We start from the raw sequence: 20724 nt of genomic DNA, 5'->3' as shown, positions 1-20724 counted from the left end.
ATCGGGGTCGCGCGATAGGCCCCGCGCATGGCACGCGCACCCCTTCTGCAACTGAACGAGATCTCGCTGACCTTCGGCGGCGATCCGGTATTCGACGGCCTTTCGCTGACCATCCAGCCCGGTGACCGTGTCGCGCTGGTGGGGCGTAACGGCTCGGGCAAATCAACGCTGATGAAGGTCATGGCCGGCCTTGTCGAGCCTGACCGGGGCGATGTCGTCCTCTCGGCCGGCGTCACCGTCGGCTATATGGAGCAGGACCCCGATCTGGCGGGCTTCGACACGCTTGGCGCCTTCGCCCGCGCGGGCCTGCCCGAGGACGAGGGGTATCGCGTGGACATGGCCGCCGAGGGGCTGAAGTTCGACCCCGAGCGCCCCGTCGCCACGGCCTCGGGCGGGGAACGCAGGCGCGCGGCGCTGGCGCGGCTTCTGGCGCAGGCGCCAGAGCTGATGCTGCTGGACGAGCCGACCAACCATCTGGACATCGAGGCCATCGGCTGGCTGGAGGAACACCTGTCCCAGACCCGCGCCGGGTTCGTGCTGATCAGCCACGACCGCGCCTTTCTGCGCCGCCTGACGCGCGCGACGCTGTGGGTGGACCGGGGCGAGGTGCGCCGTCAGGAAAAGGGCTTCGAGGCCTTCGAGGATTGGCGCGAGGCCGTCTGGTCCGCCGAGGATGATGCCCGCCACAAGCTGGACCGCAAGATCAAGGCCGAGGCCCGTTGGGCGGTCGAGGGGATCAGCGCCCGGCGCAAGCGCAATCAGGGCCGCCTGCGCGCGCTGGCCGCGATGCGCGCCGAACGCGGCGCCCAGATCCGCCGTCAGGGCACGGCGGCGATGGCGCTGGATTCGGGTCCGGTCTCGGGCAAGAAGGTGATCGAGGCGCAGGGCATCGCCAAGGCCTTCGGCGACCGCGTGATCCTGCGGCCCTTCGATCTGCGCGTGAACCGGGGCGACCGGATCGCCTTTGTCGGCCCGAACGGGGCGGGCAAGACGACGCTGATCAAGATGCTGACCGGCGAGATCGCGCCCGATCAGGGGCAGATCTCGCTTGGCACCAATCTGGAAATCGCTGTTTTCGATCAGGCCCGCGCGGCGCTGAACCCCGACCAGACGCTGTGGGAATCGCTGACCGGGGACCCGGACATGCGCGTCTCGGGCCGGGCCGATCAGGTCATGGTGCGCGGCCAGCCCCGACATGTTGTCGCCTATCTCAAGGATTTCCTGTTCGACGACGCGCAGGCCCGCGCGCCCGTCCGCAGCCTGTCGGGCGGCGAGAAGGCGCGTCTGCTGCTGGCGCGGCTGATGGCGCGGCCCTCGAACCTGCTGGTTCTGGACGAGCCGACCAACGATCTGGATGTCGAGACGCTGGATCTGCTGCAGGACCTGCTGGGTGAATATGACGGCACCGTGCTGCTGGTCAGCCACGACCGCGACTTCATCGACCGCGTGGCCTACACGACCATCGCGATGGAGGGCGACGGCCGCGCTACGATCTATGCAGGCGGCTACAGCGATTACCGCGCCCAACGCGCCGAGGCGCAGCCAGCCGCCGCCGCCCCGGTGCGCGAGGCCCCGAAGGACGCAGCCCCCGCGCCCGAGGCGCCGAAGCAGGCCGCCCGCCCCGGCCTCAGCTTCAGCGAGAAGCACCGGCTGGACGCGCTGCCCGCCATCATCGCCCGGCTCGAGGCCGAGATCGCCAAGCTGACCGAATTCCTGTCGGACCCGGCCCTGTTTCAGACCGCGCCCGCCAAGTTCCAGAAAGCCTCGGACGCGCTGGTCGAACGCCAGCAGGCCCTGGCCCAGGCCGAGGAGGAATGGCTGACCCTTGAGGAACGCGCCGGGGCCTGACGCGCTCAGGCGCCACGGCTGCGATGCCGCGTCAGCCAGTGATGGGCGAAACGCAGCTTGTGGCGCACGCCCGGCGTCAGCACGAAGGGATAGAGGTCGTCATTGTCCAGCGCGCGGTTGATGTCATTGACCGCAATGGCGATCTCGGTGCCGACGCTCAGCAGCAGGTCGGTATCGATTTCCTCGTAGGGGTGGAAATCCGGCTTCATGCCCGGCAGGATCAGGCCCGCGCTTGAGAAACTGTCGGTGAAATCGACCAGATGCAGCAGGTGGGCGACCGTCTCTGCCCAATCCTCGTGCGGGTGGGCGGTCGCATAGGCGGTGATGAAATCCTCGCCCGGATCGCGCGGGTCTGCGTAGTGGCGCGCCAGCGCGGCCGCGTAATCCTGACGCTCGTCGCCGAAGCACGCGCGAAAGGCGGGCAGGAAACCCGGAGCCACGGCCAGCCGGTCAAAGAGGAAATGCGCCAGTTCATGGCGGAAATGCCCCACCATGGAGCGGTATTGCTCGCCCAGATCGCGCTGGCGCTGCAGGCGGATCAGGGCGTCGGCCTCGGTGATGTTTATGGTGATCTCGCCCGCCGCATGGCCCATCGTGATCTGCTCGGTCCGGCCTTCGACATGTTCGGACAGCATCAGGAAATGCGGCCGGCGCCCCGGATCGGCCGCGGTGAACCATCCCCAGTTCGACAGATTCGCCAGAACCCACCGCTTCGCGCGCTCGGCCCGGTCGAACAGGGCCCGGTTGTCGCCGATGCCCGGATCGGGGATCACCCGCGACATGGCGCAGGACTGGCAAAGCCCCGCCGCAGAGCCCGCATCCGCCACCCAGTTGCAGCCGATCAGGTCGCGGTTCGCGCAGGCGGGGCCGTCCGCGACCATCGCGCGGGCCTCGGGGTCATAGGCCAGCCTTGTCCCGCAGAGGCAGGTCAGGTTGTGGAAATAGGCGCGGGCCCCGCATCGGGGGCAGGCAAAGCGTTGCAAAGGGTTCCCTCTCGCGTGGCAGGGGGAAAGCCGCGCCGAAGCCCTGCGGTTCCCGACGCGCAGGCGCGGGCTTGGACAAAGTTTCGGCGGGGTTTTCTTGACACGGGGCGCGCGCTCGTCCATATGCGCGTGATCCGGTCGGGCCGCAGGCTCATGGCCGGCATGTTTTATTGATGACACCCGGATGATGGGTGCGCTGTCCGAAGGCGGGGCCTTGCCCCTGAACTCTGACGGTGACGGGCGCTAGGCGCCACGGAACCGGCGGGGCCGCAGGACGCGGCAGAAAAGGGAAGTGAAGCGATGTTCGCGGTTCTGAAGACAGGCGGCAAGCAATACAAGGTGCAGGCGGGCGATGTCCTGCGTGTCGAGAAGCTGGCCGCCGCCGCTGGCGAGAAAGTCCAGTTCAACGACGTGCTGATGGTCGGTTCGACCCTTGGCGCGCCTCTGGTCGCCGGTGCCTGCGTGCAGGCCGAAGTGATCGACCAGATCAAGGCCGACAAGGTGATCACCTACGTCAAGCGCCGCCGCAAGCACAGCTCGCAGCGCACCCGCGGCCATCGCCAGCAGCTGACCCTGCTGCGCGTGACCGACGTGCTGGAAACCGGCGCCGACAAGACCGGCGTCAAGGCCGCAATCGGTGCTTCCACCAAAGCCACCGTCGAAGCGTAAGGAGACTGACCCATGGCACATAAGAAAGCAGGCGGTTCGTCCCGCAACGGTCGCGATTCGGCTGGTCGCCGTCTTGGCGTGAAACTCTATGGCGGGCAGGAAGCCATCGCCGGCAACATCATCGTGCGTCAGCGCGGTACCAAGATGTGGCCGGGCGTCAATGTCGGCATGGGCAAGGATCACACCCTGTTCGCGCTGACCGATGGCCAGGTGACCTTTCGCAAGGGCCTGAAGGGCCGCACCTTCATTTCGGTGATGCCCGCCGCCCTCGACGCTGCCGAGTAACCCGAGCGTAACAATTCGCTGCTAGAGGGGGGATCGGCGGAAGCCGGTCCCCCCGGCCATTTAAATGCTCTGTTTCATGACCGTTTCCGGAGGAGGAAACATGGTGATGTCTGCACCCTTGAGGGAGGGGACAGCTTTGGACGACCTCAACGCGCTGGCGCTTGGCGCCGCCGACCAGATCACGATCGAGACCGAGCGGCTGCTGCTGCGCCCGCTGCGCGTCTCGGATGCCGGGCTGATCGCGCATTACACCGCCGACCGCCGGGTGGCCGAAGGCACGCGCGCCATCCCCCATCCGCTGCCGCCCGGGGCGGCCGAGGGGTTCGTGGCGCGGGCCCTTGCCGCCGACCGGCGCGAGGATGTCTGGGCCATCGACGGCTCTCACAGCCAGCTGGCCGAGCTTCTGGGCGTCGTGTCGCTGACCCGGATGGAGGGCGACCAGTCCGAGCTGGGCTTCTGGGTCGGTGCGGGGTTCTGGAATACGGGCTTTGCGACCGAGGCCGTCGCGGGCCTCGTTGCGGCCAATCCGCATGGCTCGCGCACGCTGTTCGCCGAGGCGTTTCAGGACAATCCCGGCTCGGCTCGGGTGCTGACCAATTGCGGCTTCGTCTATCTGGGCGATGCCGAAAGCTGGTCGGTCGCGCGCAATGCCCGTGTGCCGACCTGGACCTATCTGCGCAAGATGGCCTGACCGGCCCGCGCGCCGAGGGAAGGGGGCGCTCGCGCCCCCTCTTGCCCGTGCCGGGCAATTCACCCCCTGAGGATATTTGCACCAAGGCAAATGCCGGTCGGGGATTGAATCCGGGCGGGGGCGGCTTAGCTTTCGGGGATGAGTGAGCACATTCCCTATTCGCTTCTGGATCTGTCGCCGGTGCCCGAGGGGCAGGATGCGCGGCAGGCGATCCTGAACAGCGTCGATCTGGCGCGCCATGCCGAGAGCTGGGGCTATCACCGCTTTTGGCTGGCGGAGCATCACAACATGCCGGGCATCGCCTCGGCCGCGACTTCGGTGCTGATCTCGCTGGTCGCGCAGGCGACCGAGCGGATGCGCGTGGGTGCGGGCGGGATCATGCTGCCCAATCACGCGCCGCTGAGCGTGGCCGAGGCTTTCGGCACCCTGGCGACCGTCTTTCCGGGGCGGATCGATCTGGGTCTGGGTCGCGCGCCGGGCGGGGACGGGGCCGTCATCCGTGCCTTGCGCCGCGATCCGTTGGCCGACAGCTTTCCGCAGGACGTGGTCGAGGTGATCTCGTATCTGGGGGACGAGCGGCCCGGCGCCGCCGTTCGTGCGCTGCCCGGAGAGGGGACGCATGTGCCGGTCTGGATCCTGGGCAGCAGCCTTTTTGGGGCGCAATTGGCTGCGCATCTGGGCCTGCCCTATGCTTTTGCCAGCCATTTCGCGCCCGACGATCTAGAGCGCGCGCTGGAGGTCTATCGCGCGCATTTCCGCCCTTCGCGCCATGCGGCGCGGCCTTGCGCGATCATGGCAATCAACGTTTTTGCCGCCGATGATCAGGCCGAGGCCGAGCGGTTGCGGACCACGATGCAGTTGGCCTTTGCCCGGCTTCGCAGCGGGCAACCGGGCAAGCTGCCCCGCCCCGTCGATGATATCGACGCGGCGATCGGCGCGGGGATGCGGCAGGCCGTGGATCGCGCCTTGCGGATCAGCGCGGTGGGGGATGAGGCTGCCGTGCGGCGCCAGCTGGCCGAACTGATTGCGCGGCACCGGCCCGACGAGGTGATCCTGACCGGGCAGATCCATGACCATGCGGCGCGGCTGCGCAGTTTCAAGATCGCGGCCCGGATCCTGTCCGAGATGCCCGCGGCGAAGGCCGCCTAGCCAGCGCAGATCTGCTGGAGCGCGATCCATTGCGGGTCGGTCAGCAGGTTGGCCGGTGCCACATCACCTTGGCGTATCGGGTCGCGCTCGATCAGGGGCAGGACCGATGCGCCGGTGGGATCGATGCTCAGGGCGTAGGGTTCGGATGGCAGGCCGCGATCCCCCACAGCCTGCAGCAGGGCTGGGCTGTCGGGCCGGGGCAGGGCCTGTGACAGGAGTGTCTCGCCATAGCCCTCCATCGCCTCGCGCGGCAATGCTCCGAGGGTCCAGAGCCGCAGCACCGCGCCGAGGCCCGCATGGCGCAGCGCGTCAAGCCGTATCTGCGTCTCGGTTTCTGCCAGCGAGGCGGCGATCAGGTGCACCGCCGGGCCTTCGGGCGCGGGCGCGGCCAGAAGCAGGTCACCCCCCAAGACATAGACCCCGCCGGGCAGCCGCCTGGCGCCGTTCAGCGGGCCGGGAATCACCTTGATGACCGCCTCGGAGCCCACGAGGCGCGGCGCCAGCCAATCCAGCACCGCCTGTCCCGAGGCGCGCGTGCAGACCGCGCCGCCGCTGCGTTCCATATCGGCCAGGACGGCCAGACCGATCTGGCGCGCCTGCGCGGGCGGCGCGATGTTGGCGGCGTGGCGGATCAGCGCGTCGGGCAGCCAGAAGACCGCGCCTGCGATCATCACCGTCGCCGCCAGCAGCGTCAGCACGCTTCGCAGGCGCCCCGGATGGGCGCGATGGGCGGCTATGGCATCCTGCACGCGTTCGATCGCGTCGATCATCAGCGGATCGTCGATTTCGACGATCTCGTCGGGCGTGTCATGGGTGGGGGTATAGATCGCGGGCGTCTGGCCGGGATTGAGCCTGGCGACGGCGGGCAGCGACCAATGCGTCAGGGGGCGGTCGGATTTCGGGTCGGAGAGCGTCAGCGTCGCCTCGCCGACTGACACGATCACCTCGCGCAGGCGCGCATCGGGCGTCTCGCGCCACGCGCCCTGGGCTTCGAGCCGTTGGAACTGTTTCAGCGCTGTCATCTGTCCCGATCTGCCCTGCCTTCGCCAGACCATAGCGCCGGGTCCGGGGGCGTCAATCGCGCCCCGGCGCCCGGATCGGTGCTGCAAGGGTCAGAGCGCGTCGGCCTCGGCGATGCGCATGCCCTTTTCGCGGGCGAGGCCGCGCATCCGGTCCTGAAGTTTCTCGAAGGCGCGAACTTCGATTTGGCGGATACGCTCGCGCGAGACGCCGTAGCGGGTGGACAGATCCTCAAGCGTCATCGGTTCGTCGCGGAGGCGGCGTTCCATCAGGATGTCGCGCTCGCGTTCGTTCAGCGCATCCATCGCCGCGATCAGCATCTGGCGGCGGGCGTCCAGTTCCTCGGATTCGGCATAGGCGCTGGCCTGGTCGGCATCCTCGTCCTCCAGCCAGTCCTGCCATTGCGCGGCCGATTCGCCGTCGCCCGAACCCACCGTCGCGTTCAACGACGCGTCGCCCCCCGACAGGCGGCGGTTCATGTCGATCACTTCCTGTTCGGTGACGTTCAGGTCATGGGCGATCTGGGCGACGTTCTCGGGGCGCAGATCGCCCTCTTCCAGCGCACCGATGCGGGATTTCGCCTTGCGCAGGTTGAAGAACAGCTTTTTCTGCGCGCTGGTCGTGCCCATCTTCACCAGCGACCAGGACCGCAGGATGTATTCCTGGATCGATGCGCGGATCCACCACATCGCATAGGTGGCCAGACGGAAGCCCTTTTCCGGGTCGAAGCGCTTGACCGCCTGCATCAGGCCGACATTCGCCTCGGAGATGACCTCGGCCTGTGGCAGGCCGTAGCCGCGATAGCCCATGGCGATCTTGGCGGCCAGCCGCAGGTGGCTGGTCACAAGCCGATGCGCGGCCTCGCTGTCCTGGTGATCGGCCCAGGCCTTGGCCAGCATGTATTCTTCCTCGGGTTGGAGGAGGGGGAACTTGCGGATCTCTTGCAGATAGCGGTTCAGCCCCTGTTCTGGGCTGGGCGCCGGAAGGTTGCTGTAACTTGCCATCATTCGGGCCTTTCAAGGATCGAAAAGAACGCCACGGATCGCGCATCGGTTCCCCGACGGCAAGGCCGTGTTCAGGATAGATTGAGCGATTTCGACAGGTTTGTAATCCCAAATCGGCTCACGTTAACGTCAAGCTTCCGACGCCCCCCTCAGCGCAGACAAAAGATCGCCCATGTCCTGCGGCAGCTTGCTGTCAAAGGCCATGTCCTGTCCCGTGACCGGGTGGGTGAAGCCCAGATGCGCCGCGTGCAGTGCCTGACGCGGAAAGGCCGAGACCGCCGCCGCCGCCGCCCCGAGGGCCTTGACCGAGGCCTTGCGCGCCCCGCCATAGACCGGATCGCCGATCAGCCCCAGCCCGGCATGGGCCATATGCACCCGGATCTGGTGCGTGCGCCCGGTTTCCAGCCGGCATTCCACCAGCATGGCCGAAGGCGGCGTGCCGAACGCCTCCAGCAGGCGCGCCCGCGTGACGGCATGGCGGCCCTTGTCGAAATGCACCGCCTGTTTCTGGCGGTCGGTCGGGTGGCGGTCCAGATGGGTGGCGATCCGCAGGACATGGCCGGGTTCGAAGCTGACGCCGCGCGTGCCGCGCAGGCGCGGATCGGCGGGGTCGATCACCCCATGCGCCAGCGCCAGATAGAGGCGACGGGCGCTGTGCGCCTCGAACTGGGCGGCAAGGCCGTGATGGGCGCGGTCGGATTTCGCCACGACCAAGAGGCCCGACGTGTCCTTGTCGATCCGGTGGACGATGCCCGGCCGTCTTTCGCCCCCGATCCCCGACAGCGATTCGCGGCAATGGGCCAGAAGCGCGTTCACCAGCGTCCCCGAGGGACTGCCCGGCGCCGGATGGACGACCATTCCGGCGGGCTTGTCGATCACGATGAGGTCATCATCCTCGTGCGCGATGGTCAGCGGGATCGCCTCGGGGCGGGTCTTGACCTCGGCGGGGGCGGTCAGGGCGATGCGGTATTCCTCGCCCCCCGTCACGCGGGCCTTCACGTCGCGGGCAAGGCCCGACGGGCCGGTGACGGCGCCCTCGATGATCAGGCGCGCAAGGCGCGAACGCGACAGGGCGGCTTCCTCTGGCACAGCCAGCGCAAGCGCCTTATCAAGCCGTTCGGGCGGGTTCTCGGGGATCGTGACGACAAGGATGGACATGGGACGGGACGATAGCGACTGGAAGGCCGAGGCGAAAGCGGTTCCGGAACTGCGCTTTCTCAAGACGCTGGTCACGGGCCTCGCGCTGGTGATGGGGATGGGGATGATCGCGGTGGTGGCGCTGCTATGGCTGCGTCTGGGTCAGCCCGTGCAGGCCGAAATGCCCGAACTGCCCGACGTCGTGCAGCTGCCCGATGGGGCAAGCCCCGCTGCCGTCACCTTTGCCCGCGATTGGCTGGTCGTGGTGACCGAAGCAGGCGAGATCCTGCTATACGACCGCGCAGGGGTGCTGCGCGGCCGGATCGAGGCCGATCAGGCGCCCTGATCGGCGCTGGCGGGCTTTTCCAGCGCGTCCAGCCGGGCCTTCAGCTCGGCATTCTCGGTGCGGGCCTTGATGGCCATTTCGCGCACGGCCTCGAATTCCTCGCGGGTGACGAAATCGCGCTCGGCCAGCCAGCGGTCGATCCAGCCCTTCATGGCGGTCTCGGCCTCGCTGCGCGCGCCCTGCGCCACGCCCATCGCGTTGGTCATCAGCTTCGAGATATCGTCGAAAAAGCGGTTCTGCGTCGTCATGGCTGGCCTCTTGTCCTGAACTTGCCCTCTATATGGTCCGGGGGCGCGCGCGGTTCAATGCGGCTTTCGGTGCCGCCTTGCGGTTGACATGGCGGGGCTGGCCGATAGCGTGCGCCCGAATTCCGAGCCCGAGGCCCCATGATCCCCTTTCCGCAGATATCCCCCGAGATCTTCACGCTGAACCTTGGCGGGCTGTCGCTGTCGCTGCGCTGGTATGCGCTGGCCTATATCGTCGGGCTGATCCTTGGGTGGCGGCTGATCGTGTCGATGATGCGCCGCCCGGCGATCTGGGGCGGCCGCGCGCCTTGCGCGCCCGAGCAGGTTGATGACCTGCTGACCTGGGTGATCCTGGGGGTCATCGTCGGCGGCAGGCTGGGCTTCGTGCTGTTCTACGATCCGGCCTATTACCTGGCCAACCCCGCGCAGATCCCGATGGTCTGGCAGGGCGGGATGAGCTTTCACGGAGGCTTTGCCGGGGTGATCGTCGCATCTTGGCTCTGGGCGCGGCGCAATGGCGTGGCGATCCTGCCCCTGGCCGATGCGATGGCGGTGGTGGCACCCATCGGCATCTTCTTTGGACGGCTGGCGAACTTCATCAATGCCGAGCTGTGGGGCCGCCCGACCGACCTGCCCTGGGGCGTGATCTTTCCCGGCCCCGCCGCGCAGGATTGCCCCGGCATCATCGGCCCCTGCGCCCGCCATCCGAGCCAGCTTTACGAGGCGGGCCTCGAAGGGCTGCTGCTGGGCCTGATCCTTCTGCTGCTGGTCCGCGCAGGCGGGCTGCGCCGTCCCGGTCTGGTCTTTGGCGTGTTCCTTGCGGGCTATGGTCTGGCGCGCATGTTCGTCGAGATCTTCCGCGTGGCCGACGCGCAGTTCATCACGCCCGACAACCCGCTTGGCCATGTGATCGGCGGGCCGGTCATCGGGCTGACGATGGGGCAGGTCCTGTCGTTGCCGATGGTCCTGATCGGGCTGGCGCTGATCTGGCAGGCACGACGCCGCGCGCCTGTGGGCGATCGCGGCGCATGACGCCTCTGGCTGGGATCATCGCGGCGCGCATCCGCGCCACGGGGCCGATCACGTTGGCCGATTACATGCAGATCTGCCTGCTGGACAGCCGCCACGGTTATTACGCGACGCGCGATCCCTTTGGCGCGGCGGGCGATTTCACCACCGCCCCCGAGATCCACCAGCTTTACGGAGAGCTTTGCGGTCTGGCTCTGGCGCAGGCCTGGATGGATCAGGGCCGCCCCGCGCCCTGCCTGCTGGCCGAACCGGGGCCGGGGCGCGGCACGCTGATGGCCGACATGCGCCGCGCGATCCGCGTGGCGCCGGGCATGACCGAGGCGGCCGAGATCGCCCTGATCGAAGCCTCGCCTCATCTGCGGCAGGTCCAGCGCGACCGTCTGGGGCCGGTCCTGCATCTTGACCGGATCGAGGATCTGCCGCCCAAGCCCTTGTTCCTGATGGCGAACGAGTTTCTTGACGCGCTGCCGATCCGGCAGTTTCAGATGACCGCGGACGGTTGGCGCGAACGCATGGTCGGGCTGGGCGGGGATGGCGCTCTGGCGATGGGGCTGGGGCCGGTGGTCGATCTGCCCCGCACGGGCCAGCCCGGCGATATCGTCGAGGATTGCCCCGCCGCCGTCGCCGCGACCGAGGCCATCGCCCGCCATATCGCGCGCCACGGGGGGGCGGCGATCCTTGTCGATTACGGCGGCTGGGACGGGCGTGGCGACACGTTCCAGGCCCTGCGCGGCCATGCGCCCGACGATCCGCTGGCCCATCCGGGCGAGGCCGATCTGACCGCCCATGTGGATTTCGCGCCTCTTGCCGCCGCCGCGATCCGGGCCGGGGCGGTCGCCTCGCGGATGGGGCGTCAGGGCGACTGGCTGCTGACGCTTGGAGCCGAGGCACGGGCGCGGCGGCTGGCGCAGGCGGGCGACGCGGGAGCGATGGTCGCGCTTCGGCGCTTGACCCACGCAGACGAAATGGGTCACCTGTTCAAGACCCTTGCAATCTGGCCGAAAGGGGCGCCTCCGGTCCCCGGCTTCGAGGCGCTGACACGTCATGCAGACGACGCTTGAGATCCTGACCCATCCGCTGCTGTCGCCGGTCCGGCACGGCTTTTTCACGCGCAAGGGGGGGGCCTCGTCGGGGCTGTTCTCGGGGCTGAATTGCGGGCGGCGCTCGACCGATCAGAGCGACATGGTCCAGGTCAACCGCGCCCGCGTGGCCGTGGCGATGGGGGTCCAGCCCGCCTGTCTGGCGACCGTCAAGCAGGTCCATTCCGCCGATGTGGTCACGCTTGGGTCCGGTGATGATCTGGAAAAGGTCAAGGAAATCAATGCCGACGGCATTGTTACCGCGCGGCGCGACGTGGCCATCGCGGTGCTGACCGCCGATTGTCAGCCGATCCTGCTGGCCGACCCGGCGGCGGGCGTGGTGGGCGCCTGCCATGCGGGTTGGCGCGGCGCGCTGGCCGGCGTGATCGAGGCGACGGTCGCTTCCATGCGCGATCTGGGCGCGACCGAGATCCGGGCCGTGATCGGCCCCACGATCAGCCAGCGCAATTACGAGGTGGGCGATGCCTTCATGGACGAGTTTCTGGCCGAAGACCCTGAATCGGAACGCTTCTTCAGCGGCGGCCCCAAGGGCAGCCCGCATTTCGACCTGCCGGGTTTCGGCCTGAAGCGTCTGCGCGAGGCCGGGGTCGAGGCCGAATGGTCGCGCCACTGCACCTATGCCGACCCCGACCGCTTCTTCAGCTATCGCCGCGCCACGCATGAGGGTCAGGTCGATTACGGCCGCCTGATCAGCGCCATCGCGCTCTGACGCGCAACGCCTGCGGGCGTTGCTTCGCGGCACCGCGCAACGGGCAGGGGCTGCAAGGGCGCGAAGGGCCAGCATTTGCCGGGAAAAGGGCCTCACCGGGCGTACACGGCGGATGCACCGGGTGTGCACAGGACGTACACCGCTTGCGAACGCTGTTGCGTGCGCGCGCGCCTCAGCCCGCGTCGCGGGCGCGGTCCTCGACCACCTCGAAGGGGACGGCGGGCTCGGTCTTGGCGGCGCGGATCACCAGCGAGGTCTTGACGCTGGCCACGTTCGGCGCGGCGGTCAGGGAATTGGTCAGGAAGCGCTGAAAGCTGGACAGGTCGGGCGAGATGCATTTGAGGATGAAGTCGATCTCGCCGTTCAGCATGTGGCATTCGCGGACCATCGGCCAATCCTGCACCAGCGATTCGAAGGCCGCCAGGTCGCGTTCGGATTGCGAGGCAAGGCGCACCATCGCAAAGACCTGCACCTCCAGCCCCAGTTCGCGGGCGTCGATGCGGGCGTGATAGCCGCGGATATAGCCCAGCTCCTCGAGCGTGCGGACGCGGCGCAGGCAGGGCGGGGCCGAGATGCCGACCCGTCGCGCCAGTTCCACATTGGTCATCCGGCCATCGGCCTGCAATTCGGCCAGAATCTTGCGGTCGATATCGTCGAGGCGGGCGCCAGCCATTCCGGGCTCTTTCATTCTGATTGTTCGGGCGTGGCCGGACGCTACAATGCGCACCCTCTCTGCGCAATATTCTTTCGCGCGAGGGCCATCCGTTGAAGTCCCGGCCGTAAGGGGCTACCTGATGCACAAACGGGAAACGGGGCGCAAGATGAGTGACGCTGTGCATGTCAAACTTCTGATCGTGGGGTCTGGGCCTGCGGGTTACACGGCGGCGGTCTATGCCGCACGTGCCATGCTGAACCCGATGCTGATCCAGGGGATGCAGCCCGGCGGGCAGCTGACCATCACCACCGAGGTCGAGAACTGGCCCGGCGAGACCGAGATCCAGGGCCCCGAGCTGATGGTGAAGATGGAGGCCCATGCCCGCGCGATGGGTGCCGATATCGTGACCGACATGGTGACGCGGCTGGATCTGGGCCAGCGCCCCTTTGTCGCCGAATGCGACAGCGGGCGGGTGGTCACGGCGGATGCGGTGATCCTGGCCACCGGGGCGCAGGCGCGCTGGCTGGGCCTGCCCTCCGAGGAGAAGTTCAAGGGTTTCGGCGTCAGCGCCTGCGCGACCTGCGACGGCTTCTTCTATCGCAACCGCGAGGTCGTGGTGATCGGCGGCGGCAACACCGCCGTCGAAGAGGCGCTGTTCCTGACCAAGTTCGCCAGCAAGGTGACGCTGGTGCATCGCCGTGACAGCCTGCGTGCGGAAAAGATCCTGCAGGCGCGGCTGTTCAAGAATCCCAAGGTCGATGTGATCTGGAACCACGAACTGGCCGAGGTGACGGGCGTCGATACGCCGATGGGCGTGAGCGGGGTTATCCTGCGCTCGACCGTGGATGGCAGCACGCGGGATCTGGCGGCGGACGGGGTCTTCGTAGCGATCGGCCATGCGCCGGCCAGCGAATTGGTCAAGGACCAGCTGGAGCTGCATAATGGCGGCTATGTGAAGGTCGAGCCGGGCAGCACGCGCACCTCGGTTCCGGGGGTCTTTGCGGCGGGCGATCTGACCGATCATGTCTATCGTCAGGCCGTGACCAGCGCCGGGATGGGCTGCATGGCCGCGCTGGATGCCGAGCATTATCTGGCGGGTCTGGGCGAGGTCGAGCCCGCCCCGCAGGGCGTGGTGGCGACGGTCTGAGGATCGTTCAAATACTAGGCATTCCGGGTTTGAGATTCGGGATCGGCTGCGCCTAGTCTGGGCGCATGAACGATCCTGACCTGTCATATCGCCTTGGGATCAGGGCGCCTGTCCTGATCCTGCCCGAACCGCTCGCGCCAGCGCGGGCAGGTTGTCCCGTATCCTGCCCGCGCTGCGACGATCCGGTTGCAGAATCCGGGTGGCGCGACGGCGCTGCCGCTGCGGGGATCACTGACGTGTGCGAGAGCGTTCGCGCGCGGGCAGTTCGCCCGCATGGTCCAGCGCGCCCGAGGGTGCGGTGTTGCGCGCCGTCGCATCCATCCCGGCCTTGCCGCTATCGGCATCGGGGTCGTTGGGGTGAAGGGGCGCGCCGTCGTCATCCAGATCGCTGTCGCGGCGGCCTTCATTCGCCATCGCCTGCGCTTTGCGGGTCAGCTCGGCCTGATCCTTTTGCCCATGCGCGCCTTCGGTCACGGGATCGCCATGCTCTCCGCCGCGGCGCTCGCGTTCGTCCATCGCGCGGTCCAGCGCCTCGGACAGGAAATCATGCTTGCTGATCGTGCCGTGATTGCTGCTGGCGATGGTCGCACCGGCGGGGGCCTGCTTGCCGCGCGCCTCGCGGCCCTGACGGTCGCCGATGTCGCGGGCGCGATTGCGCCGCTCGCGCAGGCGCGAGATCAGGTCGGCAAGATCGCGGTCGCTCAGCCCGGCCAGCGCGGGATTGCGCGCCATGTCGGCCAGTTCCTGTTCGTCGCGCGACAGGGCGCGCAATTCTGCAGGACTGGGGGCTTCGTGGGGTTGCGGGTCGCGGGTCATGGCGTGCCTCGTTTTTCGGTGACTTGCCCATCAACGGCCCAGACGGGGCGAAGTTCCTGCAAGGCCATGACGCTTTGCGGCCACAGGTCGCGCCGAGGCGTTTTCCCAAGGTTGAATATCGCTTTCGACCGCGCTAGAGCAGACCCGACGCGCGTGGCCCCGCCGGGGCGCGCGCAATTCCTTTATCCGTGGCAAATATCCGAGTCGAAACGATGACCAATCCGAACCACCTGCCGATCCCCGAGCTTTTCGTCTCGGCCGATGCCGCCCTCGCGCTGAAGGACGAGGCGGGCGCGATGCCCAGCTGGGACCTGACCGCGCGCCAGATCTGTGATCTGGAGCTGCTGATGAATGGGGGCTTCAACCCGCTCAAGGGCTTTCTGACCGAGGCCGATTACAACGGCGTGGTCGAGAACATGCGTCTCGAATCGGGTGCGCTGTGGCCGATGCCGATCACGCTGGATGTCAGCGAGAAATTCGCCGAGGGGCTTGAGCCGGGCACCGATATCGCGCTGCGCGATCAGGAAGGCGTCATCCTGGCGATCATGTCCGTCACCGACAAATGGGTGCCGAACAAGGCGCGCGAGGCCGAAAAGGTCTTTGGTGCGGACGATCTGGCCCATCCGGCGGTGAACTACCTGCACAATGTCGCGGGCCCGGTCTATCTGGGCGGCCCGATCAAGGGCCTGCAGGCGCCGACGCATTACGATTTCCGCGGCCGCCGCAACACGCCGAACGAATTGCGCGCGATGTTCAAGAAGCTGAACTGGCAGCGTGTCGTGGTCTTCCAGACCCGCAACCCGCTGCACCGCGCGCACCAGGAGCTGACCTTCCGTGCCGCGCGCGAGGCGCAGGCCAACCTGATGATCCACCCGGTCGTCGGCATGACCAAGCCCGGTGACGTGGACCACTTCACCCGCGTGCGCTGCTACGAGGCGGTGCTGGACAAGTATCCGGCCGCGACCACCACGCTGTCGCTGTTGAACCTGGCGATGCGCATGGCCGGCCCGCGCGAGGCGGTCTGGCACGGCCTGATCCGCAAGAACCACGGCGCCACGCATTTCATCGTCGGCCGCGACCATGCCGGCCCCGGCAAGAACAGCGCGGGCGTCGATTTCTACGGCCCCTATGACGCGCAGGACCTGTTCAAGCAGCATCAGGACGAGATCGGCGTCGAGATGGTCGATTTCAAGCATATGGTCTATGTGCAGGAAAAAGCGCAATATTATCCCGCCAACGAGGTCCCCGAGGGCTGCACCGTGCTGGATATCAGCGGCACCGAACTGCGCCGCCGCCTGCGCGAGGGGCTGGACATTCCCGAATGGTTCAGCTTCCCCGAGGTGGTGACGCAGCTGCGCCGCACCTCTCCCCCGCGCGCGAAGCAGGGCTTCACGGTGTTCTTCACCGGCCTGTCGGGGTCGGGCAAGTCCACCGTCGCCAACGCGCTGATGGTCAAGCTGATGGAGATGGGCGGGCGTCCCGTGTCGCTGCTGGATGGTGACGTGGTCCGCAAGCATCTGTCGAGCGAGCTGGGCTTCTCGAAAGAGCACCGCGACATCAACATCAAGCGGATCGGCTATGTCGCCTCCGAGATCACCAAGAATGGCGGCATCGCGATCTGTGCGCCCATCGCGCCCTATACGGCGACCCGCCGCGCGGTGCGCGAGATGGTCGAGGCCGGCGGCGCCTTTGTCGAGGTGCATGTGGCCACGCCCATCGAGGAATGCGAACGCCGTGACCGCAAGGGCCTCTACAAGCTGGCGCGTGAGGGCAAGATCAAGGAATTCACCGGCATCTCGGACCCTTACGAGGAACCGTCGAATCCCGAACTGCGCATCGACACCAGCAATATCGATGTGGACGGCGCCGCCCATCAGGTGCTGCTGAAGCTGGAAAGCATGGGGCTGATCGGTCTGGAGTGATCCGCGACCGGTTCTGAAAGACGGCCCCGCCCCGGCGGGGCCGTTCCGCATCGGGGGATTGGCATGGCGGGCTGGCGGTCATCGCTTGAGGTTTACGATCTGGCATCCGGCACCTGCCGGGTGATCCTGCGGACGCCGCGCCTGATCGAGGCGCCGAACTGGCACCCGGATGGCTGGTTCCTGGTCAATGGCGAGGGGCGGCTGTGGCGTGCGGATGCGTCAGGGCTGCGCCCGATCCCGATGGATCTGGGCGAGCGCTGCAACAACGATCACGGCTTTCTGCCCGATGGCCGGATCGTGTTCTCGGCCCATGACGGCAGCGGCGCGGGGATGCATCTGCTGGAAGATGGGCGCGCGACACCGTTGGGCCTGCCGCGCCCAAGCTGGTGGCACGGGGCGCATGGGTCGCACCTGACCTATGCCTGCGTGCGCGGCGGCGACCGGGTGGTGCGGATCGAGGTGCTGGACCTTGAGACCGGGCGCGAGAGGGTGCTGACGCCGGGCATGGCGCATCATGACGGGCCGGATTTCTCGGCCTGCGGCGGCTTCGTCTGGTTCAATTCCGACGCGACGGGCCATGCCCAGATCTGGCGGATGCGCGCCGACGGAACCGAGGCCGCGCAGGTCTTTCGCGACGACAGCGTGAACTGGTTTCCCCATCCCTCGCCCTGCGGGGGGCATGTGCTGTATCTGGCCTATCCGCCCGGCACCGAAGGCCATCCCCGCGATCTGGACGTGGCGCTGTGGCTGATGGCGCCGGACGGAGGGAACCGGCGCCGTGTCGTCAGCCTGTTCGGCGGGCAGGGCAGCATCAACGTGCCCTGCTGGGCGCCCGACGGGCGCGCCTTTGCCTTCATGCGCTATGCGCGCCCGGCCTAGTGGACGCTGACCGGCGTCAATTCGTTCTGTCGTGCCAGCATGAAGGCCAGGCTGCGCTGCTGCACAAGGGCCAGACGTTCGCCATCGGTGTCATGAACGGCATACATGGCGTCCACGCCGGGCAATTGGCTGCGAATTTCCTGCGGCAGGGTCGCGGTCGCGATCTTGCGGATATAGACGATGTTGGTCTGGTTTTCGGTGAATGCGATCTTGTCGTCCATCGTGATCCCCTTACTTGCGGCTGATCGGAATGGTCTGAACCACCTGTTCCGGTTGGGTGCGGCGAAGCTCGACATGCAGAAGGCCGTTTTCCATCGAGGCGCCCGTCACCTCGACACCCTCGGCCAGCACGAAGCTGCGCTGAAAGGCGCGGGCGGCGATGCCGCGATGCAGATAGACGCGCTTGTCGTCGGTTTCGGCGTTGCGCCCCCGGATGACCAATTGCCGGTCTTCGGTGGTGACGCTCAGCTCGGCGTCGGAAAAGCCGGCCACGGCCAGGGTGATGCGGAACCCGTCCGGGGCGATATGCTCGATGTTGTAGGGCGGGTAGCCCTCGGCGCCCTTGGCGGCGCGCTCGACCATGCGTTCAAGCTGGTCGAAGCCCAGCAGATAGGGGTGCGACCCCAGGGACATCTTGGTCATCTCAGCCCTCTCGTCAAAGCGACTGTGCATCCGTGGGCCCCGAAAAGGCGGCCCCGTATGAAAGATATGGAAATCCTGTCAGGGATTTGCAAGATGGCCGACAGGGTCGCGGGGATGTCGGTTTCCATTAACAGCGGCGCAATGTCGCGCTATAATGGGTGCCAGAGGTTCCCCCTTGCAGAGACGTTTCCGATGAACATGCAGCATTCGATGAGCCATGAGGATATCCTGCGCGCCCGTCTGGAGGCGCTGCGCTGCGAGCATCGCGACCTCGATCAGGCGATCGCGGCCTTGCAGGAGCAACAACTGACCTCGTCGCTGGCGCTGCAGCGGCTGAAAAAGCAGAAGCTGGCGCTGAAGGACCGGATCGCCCGTCTCGAGGACGAGATCACGCCCGATATCATCGCCTGATTGCGACCGGCCCGCCGTCGCGCTATGCGGGGTCGCAAGGCGGCAAAGGGGCGCGAGCATGGCGGACATCGCAGGACAGGTCGAGGTCGGAATCATCATGGGCAGCCAGTCCGACTGGCCCACCATGCGCGAGGCCGCGCAGGTGCTGGACGAGCTGGGCATCCCCTATGAGGCGCGCATCGTCAGCGCCCATCGCACGCCTGACCGGCTGTGGGATTACGGGCGCGCGGCGGCGGGTCGCGGGCTGAAGGTGATCATCGCCGGGGCAGGGGGCGCGGCCCATCTGCCGGGCATGATGGCCTCGAAGACGCGCATCCCGGTCGTGGGCGTGCCGGTCCAGACCAAGGCTTTGTCCGGGGTCGATTCGCTCTATTCCATCGTGCAGATGCCCAAGGGCTACCCGGTGGCCACGATGGCCATCGGGGCGGCGGGCGCGGCCAATGCCGGGCTGATGGCGGCGGGCATCCTGGCGCTGAACGACCCGGCACTGGCCGAGCGGCTGGACGCCTGGCGGGCGGCCCTGTCGGCCTCGATCCCCGAGGAGCCGCGCGATGAGTGAGGTCCGCACGATCGGCATTCTGGGCGGCGGCCAGCTGGGCCGGATGCTGTCGGCGGCGGCCAGCCGGCTGGGCCTGCGATGCCATATCTATGAACCGGGTGCCGCGCCCGCGGGCGATGTGGCATGGCGCGTGACCACCGCCCCCTATGAGGACGAGGCCGCGCTGCGCGCCTTCGCCGAAAGCGTGGACGTGATCACCTATGAGTTCGAGAACGTGCCGACCAGCGCGCTGGACCTGCTGGAATCGCTGCGCCCGATCCGGCCGGGCAGGCGGGCGCTTGCGGTCTCGCAGGATCGGCTGACGGAAAAGACCTTCCTCAACGAAATCGGGCTGGCCACCGCGCCCTTTGCCGATGTCCCCGATCAGGGCGCGCTTGCCGAGGCGATTGACCGGATCGGGCGTGCCTCGATCCTCAAGACGCGGCGGATGGGCTATGACGGCAAGGGGCAGGTCCGCATCGGTGACGGCCCCGCGGAATGGACCGGCGCGCCCTCGGTGCTGGAGGGCTTCGTCGATTTCTCGGCCGAAATCAGCGTGATCATCGCGCGCGGCGCCGATGGCCAGACCGCCGCCTATGATCCGGGCCTGAACGTCCATGAGGGCGGCATCCTGCGGACCACCACGGTGCCTTGCGGCCTGCCGGCGCGCCTGACGACGGATGCGGTGCTCATCGCCGCGCGCATCGCCAATGCGCTGGACTATGTGGGCGTCCTCGGGGTCGAGCTGTTCGTGACGCCGGGCGGGCTGATCGTAAACGAGATCGCGCCGCGCGTGCATAATTCCGGCCACTGGACGCAGGCGGGCTGCGCGGTCGATCAGTTCGAACAGCATATCCGCGCTGTCGCGGGCCTGCCTCTGGGCGACGGCAAGCGCCACGCCGATGTGGTGATGGAGAACCTGATCGGCGACGACATGGACCGCGTTCCGGACCTGCTGACGCAGCCCCGCACGCAGATCCACCTCTATGGCAAGGGCGAGGCGCGACCGGGCCGCAAGATGGGCCATGTGAACCGGATCACCGGATGATCCGTCTCGCGGTCCGCGCCGCGATCCTCGATGCGGGGCGGGTGCTGGTTGTGAATGCCTATCCCGGCCACGGGTCCGACCTCTGGTGCCTGCCCGGCGGCGGCGTCGATCCCCATGCCTCGCTGCCCGAGAACCTGGCCCGCGAAGTGGCCGAGGAAACCGGCCTCGCCATCGTGGTGGGGGCGCCCTTCCTGATCAACGAATTCCACGATCCCGAACGCGGCTTCCATCAGGTCGAGGTCCATTTCCGCGCCACGCTGACCGCGCCCGCCCGGCTTACGCTGGCAGATCCCGAAGGCATCGTGAACCGCGCCCGATGGGTCACGCGCAAGGAACTGGCTACGCTGCGCCACAAGCCCGACAGCCTCGCAGCAGCCATATGGTCCACCGATGCGGCAGGCTACGATGCCCTCGAACGCATCGTCCCCTAACCCTTCTTCTTCAGAAAAAT

24 protein-coding genes and 1 pseudogene are annotated in these 20724 nt (G+C 67.5%); 16 read left to right on the top strand and 9 right to left on the bottom strand.

All coding sequences use genetic code 11. From position 1 onward, the window contains the following. Positions 1–27 precede the first annotated feature (27 nt). Positions 28–1848: an ABC-F family ATP-binding cassette domain-containing protein gene (locus ACTZWU_RS12970; RefSeq protein WP_444737781.1), complete on the top strand. Its 1821-nt coding sequence runs from the start codon at positions 28–30 to the stop codon at positions 1846–1848. Positions 1849–1853: 5 nt separating this feature from the next. Here the strand turns inward: ACTZWU_RS12970 and ACTZWU_RS12965 are convergent, their stop codons facing one another. Next, the gene (locus tag ACTZWU_RS12965; protein ID WP_444737780.1) at positions 1854–2831 is read right to left on the bottom strand and encodes a zinc-binding metallopeptidase family protein; all 978 of its coding nucleotides are present in this window, start codon (positions 2829–2831) and stop codon (positions 1854–1856) included. A gap of 300 nt (positions 2832–3131) precedes the next feature. On the opposite strand from ACTZWU_RS12965, the pseudogene rplU reads away from it, so the two are divergent. The 4 genes and pseudogenes from rplU to ACTZWU_RS12945 form a co-directional block, all read left to right on the top strand. Then, positions 3132–3491: pseudogene (gene rplU, locus ACTZWU_RS12960) on the top strand (50S ribosomal protein L21); the annotation flags it as partial. 21 nt (positions 3492–3512) lie between these two features. Continuing rightward, positions 3513–3785, top strand: coding sequence for a 50S ribosomal protein L27 (gene rpmA / locus ACTZWU_RS12955; protein ID WP_444737779.1), 273 nt, complete (start codon positions 3513–3515; stop codon positions 3783–3785). A 136-nt stretch (positions 3786–3921) separates the two neighbouring features. Next, positions 3922–4476 (top strand): GNAT family N-acetyltransferase, encoded by a 555-nt coding sequence (locus ACTZWU_RS12950; protein WP_444737778.1) that lies wholly within the window; start codon positions 3922–3924, stop codon positions 4474–4476. Between the two features lie 150 nt (positions 4477–4626). After that, a complete protein-coding gene (locus ACTZWU_RS12945) occupies positions 4627–5625 on the top strand; it encodes an LLM class flavin-dependent oxidoreductase (protein ID WP_444737831.1) in 999 nt (332 codons plus the stop codon). Here the strand turns inward: ACTZWU_RS12945 and ACTZWU_RS12940 are convergent. The 3 genes from ACTZWU_RS12940 to ACTZWU_RS12930 all read right to left on the bottom strand — a co-directional run bounded on the left by ACTZWU_RS12940 (position 5622) and on the right by ACTZWU_RS12930 (position 8807). Next, complete coding sequence (locus ACTZWU_RS12940; protein ID WP_444737777.1) at positions 5622–6647, bottom strand: hypothetical protein; 1026 nt, start codon at positions 6645–6647, stop codon at positions 5622–5624. The two genes, ACTZWU_RS12945 and ACTZWU_RS12940, sit on opposite strands and share 4 nt — an antisense overlap. A 90-nt stretch (positions 6648–6737) precedes the next feature. Beyond that, positions 6738–7649: an RNA polymerase sigma factor RpoH gene (rpoH, locus tag ACTZWU_RS12935; RefSeq protein WP_444737776.1), complete on the bottom strand. Its 912-nt coding sequence runs from the start codon at positions 7647–7649 to the stop codon at positions 6738–6740. A 129-nt stretch (positions 7650–7778) separates the two neighbouring features. Further along, entirely contained in the window at positions 7779–8807 is a 1029-nt protein-coding gene (locus ACTZWU_RS12930; protein WP_444737775.1) for an RluA family pseudouridine synthase, read from the bottom strand. Here ACTZWU_RS12930 and ACTZWU_RS12925 point away from each other — a divergent pair. Continuing rightward, positions 8806–9132, top strand: a complete 327-nt coding sequence (locus ACTZWU_RS12925) for a DUF6476 family protein (RefSeq protein ID WP_444737774.1) — start codon at positions 8806–8808, stop codon at positions 9130–9132. The two genes, ACTZWU_RS12930 and ACTZWU_RS12925, sit on opposite strands and share 2 nt — an antisense overlap. Here the strand turns inward: ACTZWU_RS12925 and ACTZWU_RS12920 are convergent. Then, positions 9120–9380 carry an accessory factor UbiK family protein gene (locus ACTZWU_RS12920; protein WP_444737773.1) on the bottom strand — a complete coding sequence of 87 codons (261 nt, stop codon included), beginning with the start codon at positions 9378–9380 and terminating at the stop codon, positions 9120–9122. The genes ACTZWU_RS12925 and ACTZWU_RS12920 overlap by 13 nt on opposite strands. A 138-nt stretch (positions 9381–9518) precedes the next feature. Between ACTZWU_RS12920 and lgt the strand changes: the two genes are divergently transcribed. Genes lgt through pgeF form a run of 3 tightly spaced genes read left to right on the top strand, consistent with a single transcriptional unit; the run spans position 9519 to position 12215 of the window. Next, the gene (gene lgt / locus ACTZWU_RS12915) at positions 9519–10409 is read left to right on the top strand and encodes a prolipoprotein diacylglyceryl transferase (RefSeq protein ID WP_444737772.1); all 891 of its coding nucleotides are present in this window, start codon (positions 9519–9521) and stop codon (positions 10407–10409) included. Beyond that, positions 10406–11467 (top strand): class I SAM-dependent methyltransferase, encoded by a 1062-nt coding sequence (locus tag ACTZWU_RS12910; RefSeq protein ID WP_444737771.1) that lies wholly within the window; start codon positions 10406–10408, stop codon positions 11465–11467. The genes lgt and ACTZWU_RS12910 overlap by 4 nt, the downstream gene beginning before the upstream one ends. Continuing rightward, complete coding sequence (gene pgeF / locus ACTZWU_RS12905; protein WP_444737770.1) at positions 11451–12215, top strand: peptidoglycan editing factor PgeF; 765 nt, start codon at positions 11451–11453, stop codon at positions 12213–12215. The genes ACTZWU_RS12910 and pgeF overlap by 17 nt, the downstream gene beginning before the upstream one ends. Positions 12216–12387: 172 nt before the next feature. Here pgeF and ACTZWU_RS12900 read toward each other — a convergent pair whose 3' ends face one another. Then, positions 12388–12888: an Lrp/AsnC family transcriptional regulator gene (locus ACTZWU_RS12900; protein ID WP_444737769.1), complete on the bottom strand. Its 501-nt coding sequence runs from the start codon at positions 12886–12888 to the stop codon at positions 12388–12390. Between the two features lie 148 nt (positions 12889–13036). Here ACTZWU_RS12900 and trxB point away from each other — a divergent pair, with 148 nt between their 5' ends. Further along, positions 13037–14017 carry a thioredoxin-disulfide reductase gene (gene trxB / locus ACTZWU_RS12895; protein WP_444737768.1) on the top strand — a complete coding sequence of 327 codons (981 nt, stop codon included), beginning with the start codon at positions 13037–13039 and terminating at the stop codon, positions 14015–14017. 228 nt (positions 14018–14245) lie between these two features. Here the strand turns inward: trxB and ACTZWU_RS12890 are convergent, their stop codons facing one another. Beyond that, positions 14246–14833, bottom strand: a complete 588-nt coding sequence (locus ACTZWU_RS12890) for a hypothetical protein (RefSeq protein WP_444737767.1) — start codon at positions 14831–14833, stop codon at positions 14246–14248. 212 nt (positions 14834–15045) lie between these two features. On the opposite strand from ACTZWU_RS12890, the gene ACTZWU_RS12885 reads away from it, so the two are divergent. Continuing rightward, a complete protein-coding gene (locus ACTZWU_RS12885) occupies positions 15046–16755 on the top strand; it encodes a bifunctional sulfate adenylyltransferase/adenylylsulfate kinase (RefSeq protein ID WP_444737766.1) in 1710 nt (569 codons plus the stop codon). 63 nt (positions 16756–16818) lie between these two features. Next, positions 16819–17634: a TolB family protein gene (locus tag ACTZWU_RS12880; protein WP_444737765.1), complete on the top strand. Its 816-nt coding sequence runs from the start codon at positions 16819–16821 to the stop codon at positions 17632–17634. On the opposite strand, the gene ACTZWU_RS12875 is transcribed toward ACTZWU_RS12880, so the two are convergent. Next, on the bottom strand, positions 17631–17855 hold the full coding sequence (locus ACTZWU_RS12875; protein ID WP_444737764.1) for a DUF1150 family protein: 225 nt from the start codon (positions 17853–17855) through the stop codon (positions 17631–17633). The two genes, ACTZWU_RS12880 and ACTZWU_RS12875, sit on opposite strands and share 4 nt — an antisense overlap. Before the next feature lie 10 nt (positions 17856–17865). Further along, positions 17866–18276 (bottom strand): Hsp20 family protein, encoded by a 411-nt coding sequence (locus ACTZWU_RS12870; protein WP_444737763.1) that lies wholly within the window; start codon positions 18274–18276, stop codon positions 17866–17868. Positions 18277–18468: 192 nt separating this feature from the next. Here ACTZWU_RS12870 and ACTZWU_RS12865 point away from each other — a divergent pair, with 192 nt between their 5' ends. From ACTZWU_RS12865 to ACTZWU_RS12850, 4 genes are read left to right on the top strand one after another with little or no spacing between them, the layout of a single operon-like run. Then, positions 18469–18687 (top strand): YdcH family protein, encoded by a 219-nt coding sequence (locus ACTZWU_RS12865; RefSeq protein ID WP_219829970.1) that lies wholly within the window; start codon positions 18469–18471, stop codon positions 18685–18687. Positions 18688–18745: 58 nt separating this feature from the next. Beyond that, positions 18746–19246, top strand: coding sequence for a 5-(carboxyamino)imidazole ribonucleotide mutase (purE, locus tag ACTZWU_RS12860; protein WP_444737762.1), 501 nt, complete (start codon positions 18746–18748; stop codon positions 19244–19246). Beyond that, positions 19239–20273, top strand: coding sequence for a 5-(carboxyamino)imidazole ribonucleotide synthase (locus ACTZWU_RS12855; RefSeq protein WP_444737761.1), 1035 nt, complete (start codon positions 19239–19241; stop codon positions 20271–20273). Before purE ends, ACTZWU_RS12855 begins: the two co-directional genes overlap by 8 nt. Further along, on the top strand, positions 20270–20704 hold the full coding sequence (locus tag ACTZWU_RS12850) for an NUDIX domain-containing protein (protein WP_444737760.1): 435 nt from the start codon (positions 20270–20272) through the stop codon (positions 20702–20704). The genes ACTZWU_RS12855 and ACTZWU_RS12850 overlap by 4 nt, the downstream gene beginning before the upstream one ends. Positions 20705–20724: the final 20 nt, after the last annotated feature.

The sequence above is a fragment of the Paracoccus sp. NSM genome, from assembly GCF_052379855.1.
In the GTDB taxonomy this organism is placed as follows: Bacteria; Pseudomonadota; Alphaproteobacteria; order Rhodobacterales; family Rhodobacteraceae; genus Paracoccus.
This window is presented reverse-complemented; position numbering and strand designations above follow the sequence as displayed.

Excerpts from the sequence above, each read along its gene's own strand:
- ACTZWU_RS12865 (WP_219829970.1), top strand. The coding sequence starts at position 18,469 with ATGAACATGCAGCATTCGATGAGCCATGAGGATATCCTGCGCGCCCGT.
- rpmA (WP_444737779.1), top strand. The coding sequence starts at position 3,513 with ATGGCACATAAGAAAGCAGGCGGTTCGTCCCGCAACGGTCGCGATTCG.
- ACTZWU_RS12855 (WP_444737761.1), top strand. The coding sequence starts at position 19,239 with ATGAGTGAGGTCCGCACGATCGGCATTCTGGGCGGCGGCCAGCTGGGC.
- ACTZWU_RS12880 (WP_444737765.1), top strand. The coding sequence starts at position 16,819 with ATGGCGGGCTGGCGGTCATCGCTTGAGGTTTACGATCTGGCATCCGGC.
- purE (WP_444737762.1), top strand. The coding sequence starts at position 18,746 with ATGGCGGACATCGCAGGACAGGTCGAGGTCGGAATCATCATGGGCAGC.
- trxB (WP_444737768.1), top strand. The coding sequence starts at position 13,037 with ATGAGTGACGCTGTGCATGTCAAACTTCTGATCGTGGGGTCTGGGCCT.
- ACTZWU_RS12890 (WP_444737767.1), bottom strand. The coding sequence starts at position 14,833 with ATGACCCGCGACCCGCAACCCCACGAAGCCCCCAGTCCTGCAGAATTG.
- ACTZWU_RS12940 (WP_444737777.1), bottom strand. The coding sequence starts at position 6,647 with ATGACAGCGCTGAAACAGTTCCAACGGCTCGAAGCCCAGGGCGCGTGG.
- ACTZWU_RS12930 (WP_444737775.1), bottom strand. The coding sequence starts at position 8,807 with ATGTCCATCCTTGTCGTCACGATCCCCGAGAACCCGCCCGAACGGCTT.
- ACTZWU_RS12920 (WP_444737773.1), bottom strand. The coding sequence starts at position 9,380 with ATGACGACGCAGAACCGCTTTTTCGACGATATCTCGAAGCTGATGACC.
- lgt (WP_444737772.1), top strand. The coding sequence starts at position 9,519 with ATGATCCCCTTTCCGCAGATATCCCCCGAGATCTTCACGCTGAACCTT.
- pgeF (WP_444737770.1), top strand. The coding sequence starts at position 11,451 with ATGCAGACGACGCTTGAGATCCTGACCCATCCGCTGCTGTCGCCGGTC.
- ACTZWU_RS12885 (WP_444737766.1), top strand. The coding sequence starts at position 15,046 with ATGACCAATCCGAACCACCTGCCGATCCCCGAGCTTTTCGTCTCGGCC.
- ACTZWU_RS12850 (WP_444737760.1), top strand. The coding sequence starts at position 20,270 with ATGATCCGTCTCGCGGTCCGCGCCGCGATCCTCGATGCGGGGCGGGTG.
- ACTZWU_RS12910 (WP_444737771.1), top strand. The coding sequence starts at position 10,406 with ATGACGCCTCTGGCTGGGATCATCGCGGCGCGCATCCGCGCCACGGGG.
- rpoH (WP_444737776.1), bottom strand. The coding sequence starts at position 7,649 with ATGGCAAGTTACAGCAACCTTCCGGCGCCCAGCCCAGAACAGGGGCTG.
- ACTZWU_RS12970 (WP_444737781.1), top strand. The coding sequence starts at position 28 with ATGGCACGCGCACCCCTTCTGCAACTGAACGAGATCTCGCTGACCTTC.
- ACTZWU_RS12925 (WP_444737774.1), top strand. The coding sequence starts at position 8,806 with ATGGGACGGGACGATAGCGACTGGAAGGCCGAGGCGAAAGCGGTTCCG.
- ACTZWU_RS12900 (WP_444737769.1), bottom strand. The coding sequence starts at position 12,888 with ATGGCTGGCGCCCGCCTCGACGATATCGACCGCAAGATTCTGGCCGAA.
- ACTZWU_RS12870 (WP_444737763.1), bottom strand. The coding sequence starts at position 18,276 with ATGACCAAGATGTCCCTGGGGTCGCACCCCTATCTGCTGGGCTTCGAC.
- ACTZWU_RS12875 (WP_444737764.1), bottom strand. The coding sequence starts at position 17,855 with ATGGACGACAAGATCGCATTCACCGAAAACCAGACCAACATCGTCTAT.